Annotated in this window: 11 protein-coding genes; 6 read left to right on the forward strand and 5 right to left on the reverse strand. The window is 71.2% G+C overall.

The genetic code is table 11. The features are described 5' to 3' along the window. A partial coding sequence (locus GUY59_RS44450) for an alpha/beta fold hydrolase (protein WP_138208227.1) occupies positions 1 to 1,118 on the reverse strand: 1,118 nt, incomplete at its 3' end. 25 nt (positions 1,119 to 1,143) lie between these two features. Between GUY59_RS44450 and GUY59_RS44455 the strand changes: the two genes are divergently transcribed. The 3 genes from GUY59_RS44455 (at position 1,144) to GUY59_RS44465 (ending at position 3,021) form a co-directional block, all read left to right on the forward strand. Then, positions 1,144 to 2,310: a pyridoxal phosphate-dependent aminotransferase gene (locus tag GUY59_RS44455; RefSeq protein WP_138208228.1), complete on the forward strand. Its 1,167-nt coding sequence runs from the start codon at positions 1,144 to 1,146 to the stop codon at positions 2,308 to 2,310. A 179-nt stretch (positions 2,311 to 2,489) separates the two neighbouring features. Next, positions 2,490 to 2,618: a hypothetical protein gene (locus GUY59_RS50380; protein ID WP_269129091.1), complete on the forward strand. Its 129-nt coding sequence runs from the start codon at positions 2,490 to 2,492 to the stop codon at positions 2,616 to 2,618. A gap of 64 nt (positions 2,619 to 2,682) precedes the next feature. Beyond that, complete coding sequence (locus tag GUY59_RS44465) at positions 2,683 to 3,021, forward strand: type II toxin-antitoxin system death-on-curing family toxin (protein WP_252375235.1); 339 nt, start codon at positions 2,683 to 2,685, stop codon at positions 3,019 to 3,021. On the opposite strand, the gene GUY59_RS44470 is transcribed toward GUY59_RS44465, so the two are convergent. Together GUY59_RS44470 and GUY59_RS44475 are read right to left on the reverse strand one after the other, a co-directional pair. Continuing rightward, on the reverse strand, positions 3,015 to 4,115 hold the full coding sequence (locus tag GUY59_RS44470; RefSeq protein WP_138208229.1) for an FUSC family protein: 1,101 nt from the start codon (positions 4,113 to 4,115) through the stop codon (positions 3,015 to 3,017). The two genes, GUY59_RS44465 and GUY59_RS44470, sit on opposite strands and share 7 nt — an antisense overlap. A 121-nt stretch (positions 4,116 to 4,236) precedes the next feature. Beyond that, complete coding sequence (locus GUY59_RS44475; protein WP_201762083.1) at positions 4,237 to 4,920, reverse strand: alpha/beta fold hydrolase; 684 nt, start codon at positions 4,918 to 4,920, stop codon at positions 4,237 to 4,239. Positions 4,921 to 5,062: 142 nt separating this feature from the next. Here GUY59_RS44475 and GUY59_RS44480 point away from each other — a divergent pair, with 142 nt between their 5' ends. Then, positions 5,063 to 6,154 (forward strand): ring-opening amidohydrolase, encoded by a 1,092-nt coding sequence (locus GUY59_RS44480; protein ID WP_138208231.1) that lies wholly within the window; start codon positions 5,063 to 5,065, stop codon positions 6,152 to 6,154. 219 nt (positions 6,155 to 6,373) lie between these two features. Here the strand turns inward: GUY59_RS44480 and GUY59_RS44485 are convergent, their stop codons facing one another. Continuing rightward, on the reverse strand, positions 6,374 to 6,964 hold the full coding sequence (locus tag GUY59_RS44485; RefSeq protein ID WP_138208232.1) for a nucleotidyltransferase family protein: 591 nt from the start codon (positions 6,962 to 6,964) through the stop codon (positions 6,374 to 6,376). Between the two features lie 231 nt (positions 6,965 to 7,195). Here GUY59_RS44485 and GUY59_RS44490 point away from each other — a divergent pair, with 231 nt between their 5' ends. Further along, the gene (locus GUY59_RS44490; protein ID WP_138208233.1) at positions 7,196 to 7,738 is read left to right on the forward strand and encodes an SseB family protein; all 543 of its coding nucleotides are present in this window, start codon (positions 7,196 to 7,198) and stop codon (positions 7,736 to 7,738) included. A gap of 106 nt (positions 7,739 to 7,844) precedes the next feature. Here the strand turns inward: GUY59_RS44490 and GUY59_RS44495 are convergent, their stop codons facing one another. Continuing rightward, the gene (locus GUY59_RS44495; protein ID WP_138208234.1) at positions 7,845 to 8,282 is read right to left on the reverse strand and encodes a hypothetical protein; all 438 of its coding nucleotides are present in this window, start codon (positions 8,280 to 8,282) and stop codon (positions 7,845 to 7,847) included. 114 nt (positions 8,283 to 8,396) lie between these two features. On the opposite strand from GUY59_RS44495, the gene GUY59_RS44500 reads away from it, so the two are divergent. Beyond that, the gene (locus GUY59_RS44500) at positions 8,397 to 8,801 is read left to right on the forward strand and encodes a hypothetical protein (protein ID WP_161715051.1); all 405 of its coding nucleotides are present in this window, start codon (positions 8,397 to 8,399) and stop codon (positions 8,799 to 8,801) included. Positions 8,802 to 8,936: the final 135 nt, after the last annotated feature.

Raw genomic sequence — 8,936 nt, forward strand, 5'->3', positions numbered from 1 at the left:
GGGGTGGGGTTCGCGGGCTCTGACCTGGGCACCTGCCAAGCATCGCACACCGCTTTATCCGCATTTATGGTGAAAAGTCGGGATTTTGGGATGAAGGTGTTGAACGGGACCTCGTCCTGGCACTGCACCGCGTGATACAGCCCCCAGACGCGCGCCGCCATCCGCTCGCCCGCGGCGTCGACCAGCGGCCGCAGCAGCTCGTCACGCCCCTCGGCGAGCCCGCCGACCAGCGCGGGCGCCACCGCCGCCACGTCCGCCCCGCGCAGCGCCCTCAACATGATCGCGGCCAGGTCGTCGCCGGTCACCTCGGCCGTGAAAGCCCGCCCGGTCACCGGATCCGTCGTGGGCACCCGGGCCGGGGAGGCGTTCAGCCGGGCCCGCACGGCCGCGAACCGCTCCGCGACCCCCAACCGCGCCAGCGCGCCGCCGAGGTCGCGGTCGGCGCCGTCGTGGCGGGCCACGCCCGGGGGCCGGAACGAGTCGAGCACCATCGAGCGCACGCCACCCGGGTCGGCCGCGGCCACGGCCGCCATGACCCTGGTCGAATGACCGACCCCGAACAGGTGCCACGCGTCGTACCCGAGCTCCTCGCGCAGGGCCACCACGTCGGCCGCCATCTCCCGCATGCGGTAACCCCGCAGGTCGACGCCCTGCTCCTCAAGCCGTTCGCGGCACCGTACGGCGGCGGCGCCCACATCGGCTGGAGGCCGCCGCAACCGCCCGAGCAGCGCCTGCGCGGTCTCAGGGCAGCCCAGCGAGGGCTCGGAGCGCAGGCCGCCGCGCTGCTCGGTCGTCACCACGTCGCGATCGGGGAACATCGCGCTCAGCACGGACATCGTCTCCAACGACGCCGACCCCGGCCCTCCGCCCATGAAGACCACCGGATCGTTTCCGCGGTCGCCGCCGCCGGCCACGCGCACGGCGTACGCCACCTTGATCGTGCGGCCCGGCACGTCCCTCCGCTCGGGGACCTCCAGAAAAGCGCAGGTCGTGCGGGGCGGCATGGCGACCGGGCACGGGTACCGCGCGGCCACTCCGGGCGGCGCGGCGGGGGTCATACCGGGCGTCATGGAGGGGGCCGCCGTGAGGGCGAGGGCGAGCACGACCCGAGAGATCACGGCACGAGACTAATAGTGTGGGCACGTGACCGAACCACTTGTTTCCAGGATGCGCGCCTTCGGCACGACGATTTTCGCTGAGATGAGCGCGCTGGCCGTGCGGACCGGATCGATCAACCTCGGCCAGGGCTTTCCCGACACCGACGGGCCCGCCGCGATGCTCGACCGCGCGGTCGAGGCGATCGGCGCGGGCGCCAACCAGTACCCACCAGGGCCCGGCGTGCTCGACCTGAGGCAGGCGGTCTCCGAGCACCGCGCGGCCCACTACGGCCTCTCCTACGATCCGGCGGGGGAGATTTTGGTCACCGTGGGCGCCACCGAGGCGGTCGCGGCGAGCGTGCTGGCGCTGTGCGAGCCGGGCGACGAGGTGATCGCGTTCGAGCCCTACTACGACTCCTACGCCGCCTCCATCGCGCTGGCCCAGGCCCGGCTGGTGGCCGTGACGATGCGGCCGCGGGACGGCCGCTTCACGTTCGACCCCGACGAACTGCGCGCCGCCGTCACGCCGCGCACCCGGGCCATCTTGGTCAACTCACCGCACAACCCCACCGGCACGGTGTTCACCAGGGAAGAGCTGACCGTCATCGCGGAGCTGTGCCGGGAGCGCGGGCTGATCGCCGTGACGGACGAGGTGTACGAGCACCTGACCTTCGACGAGGTCGAGCACATTCCCCTCGCCACGCTGCCCGGCATGCGGGAGCGCACGGTGATGATCTCGTCGGCGGGCAAGACGTTCTCGGTCACCGGCTGGAAGACCGGCTGGGTGTGCGCGCCGCCCGGCCTGGTCACGGCGGTGCAGACGGTCAAGCAGTTCCTGACGTTCACGGCGAGCGCCCCGTGGCAGCTGGCGGTGGCGTACGCGCTGCGGCACGAGCTGGAGTGGGTGGCCGCGCTGCGGGCGGGGCTGCAGGACAAACGCGACCGGCTCATGGAGGGCCTGGCGGCGGCGGGCTTGTCCGTGCTCAAGCCCGCGGGCACCTACTTCGTGCAGACCGACATCCGGCCGCTGGGCTTCGACGACGGCCTGGAGCTGACGCGCCGGCTCCCGGACCTCGCCGGGGTGGTGGCGATCCCGACGCAGGTCTTCTACGACCATCCCGAACGCGGGCGGCACTTCGTACGGTTCGCCTTCTGCAAGAAGGACGAGGTCATCGAAGAGGCGGTGACCCGGCTCAAGCGCCTGTCGTCCTGACGCGCCCACCGTAAAGTCTGTGTCATCGCGCGATTGCACGGGGTAAGATGAGATTGCGGTATCGCGATGATACCACTCCTCGGCTACGAGCCTACGATGAGGGGCATGGCCATGACCCTTCGCCTCAGCGACCAGCAGGCCGAAGCCCTCCGCAAGCGCGCGGACGCCGAGGGGCGAGCATGCAGCAGGTCGTTTTGCGTGCAATTGACGACTATTTGGAGCGAGCCTCGGAAGACGAGATCACCGAGGACCTCGCGCGCAAGGGAGCCGAGCGCTTCTCCGACCTGCTGCGAAGGCTCGGCGAGTGACCCGATACAGGCGAGTGACCCGATACATCAGCCTGGAGCAGGCACTGCGCGTGCGAGGATCGCGGTGGGCGGCCCGGTCGAGGTGCGGGATCTCGGGCTAATCGAGGCGGCACTCCTGCGGCCGCGCACGTCGCTCTTCGGCTGTTACGCCTACCCCGATGTGCTGGTGAAGGCCGCCGCCCTGCTCCACTCGATCCTCGCCAGCCATCCCTTCGTCGACGGCAACAAGCGGACAGGCTGGCTGCTCACCTATGTCTTCCTCGCCCGCAACGGCATCGAGCTCGATCCGGCCGATGACGACGAGGCCTACGACCTCGTCATCGCCGTGGCCTCGGGCAAGCTCACCGAGGCCGGCGAGATCGCCGACGTGCTGCGTGCGTTCGTCCCGACGGGTGGTCACTGACCGCGGGGGCCGCCGCCGCTCGGCTCGTCCAGCGGGGTGAGCGCGGCCGTCGCCTCCTCGTTGTCCATCCCCGTCGCCTGCAGCAGATCGACCACCACCGACCGCAGCTGCGCGATGATGACGTGGGCGGAGAACCCGAGCTGCGGGGGCCTCTCCCTGGCCGCGACGGCGAGCAGCGCCTGGCGCGCCAGCGTCGGCTCGCGGCCCGCCCCCAGCTCCAGTTGCAGCAGTAGCGCCGCCTCCGACACCTCCCGCATGGCCTCGGCCAGCGCGGCCGGGGGAGGGCTGACCTCCCCGAGTGAGGCCAGCGTGCGCCTGATCAGCACCCGCGCGTTCCGCAGCGCCAGGTCCACCGGCACGGCCGCGGTCTCGTAGCGGGCCAGCCGGGCGCGCCGGTGCCAGTGCACCGGCGAGATCATGGCGATCTCCTTGCTGGTCTTCAGGGCCGCCTCGAACTCCTCCACGGCCCCTTGCGTGTGGCGCGCCTCCTCCAGTGCCTCGGCGGCCAGGTCCACGTCCCGCTTCTCGATCGCCGCCGCGGCCTGCTCCAGCATCGTCGACAGGGCGTCCAGCACCCCGGAAAGGTGCTTGGCGGCGATCACGAACGGGCTCGCGGGCAGCAGCGCGACCGCCGCGATCCCGATGATGCCGCCGGTGAGCGCGTCGGCCATGCGGTCCAGGCCGCCCACGCCCTCGCCGGGAACCAGGGTGGCCACCAGCACGGCCGATGATCCGGCCTGCGCAACGAAGAGCGCCCCGCTGTTGAGCAGTGCCGCTACGGCCATCGCCAGCGCCACCACCAGCGCGAGCTGCCAGGCGCCCGAGCCGATCCAGGACACCAGCAGGTCGCCCACGCCGACGCCGAGGCTGACTCCGACGACCATCTCGATCAGGCGGCGCAGGCGCTGGCCGAGCCCCACGCCGACGCAGATGAGCACCGAGATCGGCGCGAAGATGGGCCGCGGATGGCCGAGCACTTCGATGGCGACGAGCCAGGCGAGCGCGGCGCCGACCGCGCACTGCGCGATGGACGGCGCCATGAGGCCGAACGTGCTCAGCCGTTCCTTCACATGATCGCTGAGCTTCGTCCGCACCTCTCCACCTTGGCGGATCTTCGGCACAATGTCACGTTTGCCCCGGCCAGGTGTGTTTAGTCGGGAGCCGGCCCGACGATCAGGGAGCCGGTGGTGATCGAGCCGAGCAGCGGCCAGGCGATCAGGAAGCCGCGGCCGCGCCGTTCAGGAATTCGTCCACCGCACGCAGGAACGCGCGGCGCGCGGTGACGTGGATCAGGTGACCCACCTCGATCGTCACCAGCTCGGCCCCCGGGATCAGCGCCGCCACATCCTGCGCGTGAAGGTGGCTCGCCGCTCCGCCCGACACCACCAGCGTCGGCGCCGTGATCCGCGCCAGCCCCTCCCGCCAGGCGGGGTCGGGGGCGACGAGCTGCCGCTCCGTCTGGTGCACCATCCGCCAGTCGAACGCCGTCGACCCGTCCTCCACGATCGGCGGGCGGTTGCCGATCGGGTACGGCTGCGGCGGATCCTCCAGCACCAGCCGCTCCACCCGCTCGGGACGGCCCATGGCCAGCAGGTAGGCCACGATGCCGCCGAGCGAGTGCCCCACCACCGTGGCGCGTTCGATGCCCAGGTCGTCGAGCAGCGCGGCGACGTCGTCGGCCATGGCGGGAACCGCGTATTCGCCGGGACGCTCACTCGCGCCGTGCCCGCGCAGGTCGGGCGCCAGAACGTGATAGCGGGCGGCGAAATGCTGGGTGATGCCGTTCCAGTCGTTGTGGTCGGCGGTGCGTCCATGGAGCAGCAGGAGCGCGGGAGCGGAGGGATCGCCTTCCTCACGGTAGACGAGCTTGATCCCGTTGACATGGGCTTCGCGAATCACATGCGCGACCCTACCGCCGCCGCTCAGCGCAGGTTGACATCGTCCGCGGCGTTCCTGGGCAGACATTGACCATGAACCCCGCTGACCGGCTCGGCTAGCGTCGCCAGGACAGGGGGAAAGGACCGGGAAGAAGGGGCTTCGCATGCCGGACCCGATAGAAGTGCGCAAGGTGCCCATCGAGAGCGTCACCGACGCCTCGGGACTGTCACGGCTCATCGCCGACGGGGTGATCGAAGCCGGCCGGGTGCTCGCCGTCATCGGCAAGACCGAGGGCAACGGCGGCGTCAACGACTACACGCGCATCCTCGCCGACCGGGCCTTCCGCGAGGTGCTCGCCGAACACGGCCATCCGGCGCCGGACAACGTGCCGCTGGTCTGGTCGGGCGGCACCGACGGAGTGCTCAGCCCGCACGCCACCGTCTTCGCCACCACGGCCGACGCGCCCCCTTCCGACGAGCCACGGCTGTCGGTGGGCGTGGCGATGAGCGACGTGATCCTCCCCGAGGACATCGGCAGGCCCGCCATGGTGGAGAAGGTGGCCGCCGGCGTGCGCGAGGCCATGAAGATCGCCGGCATCGACGACCCACGCGACGTCCACTACGTACAGACCAAGACGCCGCTGCTCACCCTCGCCACCATCACCGACGCCAAGAGCCGCGGCCAGGACACCGCCATCGAGGAGACCGGCCCCTCCATGGACCTGTCCAACTCCACCACCGCCCTCGGCATCGCCGTCGCGCTCGGCGAGATCGACATGCCGAGCGCCGACCAGATCCACAAGGACCTGTCGCTCTACTCGTCGGTGGCCTCCTGCTCGTCGGGCGTGGAACTCGACCGGGCCCAGATCGTGCTGGTGGGGAACGTACGCGGGATCGGCGGCCGTTACCGCATCGGCCACAGCGTCATGAAGGACGCCCTCGACGCCGACGGCATCTGGGAGGCCATCAGGGACTCCGGGCTGCCGCTGCCCGAACGCCCCCACCCGTCCGACCTCGGCGAACGGCTGGTGAACGTGTTCATGAAGTGCGAGGCCGACCCCTCAGGGCGGGTGCGCGGGCGGCGCAACATCATGCTGGACGACTCCGACGTGCACTGGCACCGGCAGATCAAGGCGACCGTGGGCGGAGTCGCGGCCTCGGTCACGGGCGACCCGGCCGTCTTCGTCTCCGTGGCCGCCGTCCACCAGGGCCCCTCCGGAGGCGGTCCCGTCGCCGCCATCTCCGTCCATGACTGATGTTCTGTCAGCCTTTACGGCTTCGCCGGGCCCAGCCACCCGCCGCAGGCGGCTGAGGGCCCTCCAGGAGAACGCACTCTGACCCTTCACCGGCCGGCCGCCGTCACGGAGCGCACGGCCGGCCCTGCACCGTGGTTCAACCCGTGACCGGTCGCCGCGACGTGACCCGGGAGTCCGTTCGCGCGGTGATGGGGCCCGGCGTGGCCGCGGCCGGTGCCGTCAGGGCCAGGGGAGGGCGGTGAGTTCGGGCCAGTCCCTGGTCCAGCGGGCGACCTTGGCTTCGTACACCTGCCGGGGCGCCAGCCTCGGGTTGGGACGCAGGCGCAGGTCGAAGGCGTCGGACACGCCGTAGGGGGCGTACAGTCGCCACTCGCCCGCCGGCGTGATCCGGGCGCCCAGCGCGCACGTCGTGGCGGGGAAGGAGGCGATCGCGTCCTCGGTGCTGTCGTACGGCGGGCACGGCACGCCGAACCGCTCCTCGTACCACAGGTGCACCCGGGCCTCGTTGCGGATCTCGACCGGCACGTCGCCGAACACCCGCCGCCCGGTTCTGATCACCTCGTTCTCCGCCTCCCACGACAGGTTGGACGGGTCGTAATAGATCAGGTCGTAGTCCTTGATGCCGTAGCCCGGGTCACGCCCGGTCACGTGGTTCCAGACGGTCTGCACGACGGCGCCCGCCGCGACCCACCAGCCGGGCAGGCCGAGCGTCCTGGCCTGGTGCAGCACGGCGGTCAGCACGGGGTTGCTGCCCAGCACGCGGGGCAGGGCGGCGAGTTGCTCGTCGAGGGGAAGGCGCGCGATCCGCATCGGGTTCATGATGTCACCACCACGCCAGGTACGCGGTTTCCGTAGCTGTCCAGAGTCCGAGCCATGCCGAGCAGGCCGCGGATGACCATGCCCACGCCGGCGGTACTCCGCGCTTCCTCGACTGCCCCGAACAGGCCCGGTACGGGCTCGAACTGTGGAGCTGACAGGCATGCCGAGCGGCACCGTCCACCCGATCCTCGCCAGGCTCCAGCGCGGGTAGTCTCGGGGGTTGTGCCGAGCATTCCGCAACCTCTGGACCCCCACGACGACGGTGGCGCCGCTCCCGCCGTCGCCGCTGCCCTGGCCGCCTACGAGGCCGGCACGGCCGGCGACGCCGAGGTGCTGGCCGCGCTGAGTGGCGCCAGGCTGCTCGTGCCCGTGGTCGCCCTGCTGACCGAGAGCGAGGTCGGCGCGCACGGGCTGCGACAGGAGAAGGAGAGCGAGATGGCCCTCCCCAAGCTCGTCGGGCAGGACGGCAGGCAGGCGGTGCTCGCGTTCACCGGCGCCGGCGCGCTGGCCAGGTGGCGTCCGGACGCCCGCCCCATCCAGGCCACCGCGCTCCAGGTCTGCCAGGCCGCCGTGCAGGAGCGGGCGGCGGCGGTCGTGGTGGACGTCGCCGGTCCTGTGCAGTTCGTGATCGAGGGGGAGACGCTGGCGGCGCTCGCGGCGGTCGAGTCCGGCACCGTGGGCGAGCTCAGCGGCGTCACCGTCGCCCGGGTGGAGCCGCCCCGCAGGCGTCGCCGCTTCCCGTGGGGGCGCCGGTCCTCCCCATGACCTCCCCATAGGTGACGAACGCCCTCCACGCGTCGTCCGGCACGCGGATCCGGCTCCGGGCACGTCACCCGTTCTACGCCATGCGGGACGGCTGATTCGTCACCCGTCAGGAGCCCGACCCCGGCCACGCCTGGTCTTTCCTGAGCGCGCGCACGTTCCCGCCCGGCTCGGGCCGTCTGCGCTGGTTGATGGGCGGCAACGTGAAGTGCCCGCGGATCGTGTCGACGAGCTTCGCCATCTTGTCGTCGGCCTCACCGACCTTGCGCTGGTCGAGCGTGACGCCCACGACGTAGCGGCCGTGGTCGACCCAGTAGTGGAACAGCGCGCCGCGCTCCACGTCCAGCACGGTCCTGATCACCGTGCCGCTTTCCAGCAGCTTAAGGTGCGTGTCGAGCCGCTGCCCGATCCACTCGAGCTGGCGGCCCAGCTTGAGGTAGGACAGCCTGCGTTCCTCGGCCGACGTCTCGTGGAAGAAGTGCTGCAGGTCGCCGTCGTCGAGCACGTCGCTGTAGAAGGCGCAGCCGCCGGGGCCGAAGAAGGCCACGAAGTGCAGGTCGTCCTGGGTCGATCAGGGAGACGCAGCTCGCGAGCGCCTTCTCCAGCGCCGCGCTGATCTCCGGCTGGGTGCGGATCAGGATCTCCGACTCGCCCGATCACCTTGCGCTTGGTCGTGGTGGGCGACGGGCCCGCCGTCGCCTCCAGGTGCGGCACGTACAGGCCTCGCCGGAACAGCACCAGCAGGTACGTCCCGGTCAGCAGGGTGAACGCGGCGATCCCGGTCATCGACAGGCCGAGCAGTTCGCCGGGCATGTGCCCGTTCCACAGGACCGGCCCGAACCCCGCCGCGAACCCCAGCACGATTCCCCCGGCCGCCATCACGGTCATGGCCGTGACCAGCATGGTCGGAAGCCGTCCGCGCAGCCTGCCGGCGACCAGAGCGATCAGGGCCATTCCCGTCACCACGGAGACCACGGTGACCGCGCGGGCGACGTCGTACTCCTCGCCCTCGATGTACCGGGCCAGCATTTCGAGCAGGACAGGGGTGAGTACGAAGTTGCGATGACCACCGCGAACCTGACGAACCGATCTCTGTCCACGCCGGAAGTGTCGGTGATCGGCTGGCCGGCCGCAAGGGCCGGACCGCCATCCATGCCGGCGAACCGGATCCCGCGACACTCCGCCGGGGAGGGCCTCGCGA

The sequence above is a fragment of the Nonomuraea sp. K271 genome (assembly GCF_009908215.1).
In the GTDB taxonomy this organism is placed as follows: domain Bacteria; phylum Actinomycetota; class Actinomycetes; order Streptosporangiales; family Streptosporangiaceae; genus Nonomuraea; species Nonomuraea longispora.

Excerpts from the sequence above, each read along its gene's own strand:
- GUY59_RS50380 (WP_269129091.1), top strand. The coding sequence starts at position 2,490 with ATGCAGCAGGTCGTTTTGCGTGCAATTGACGACTATTTGGAGCGAGCC.
- GUY59_RS44480 (WP_138208231.1), top strand. The coding sequence starts at position 5,063 with ATGCCGGACCCGATAGAAGTGCGCAAGGTGCCCATCGAGAGCGTCACC.
- GUY59_RS44485 (WP_138208232.1), bottom strand. The coding sequence starts at position 6,964 with ATGCGGATCGCGCGCCTTCCCCTCGACGAGCAACTCGCCGCCCTGCCC.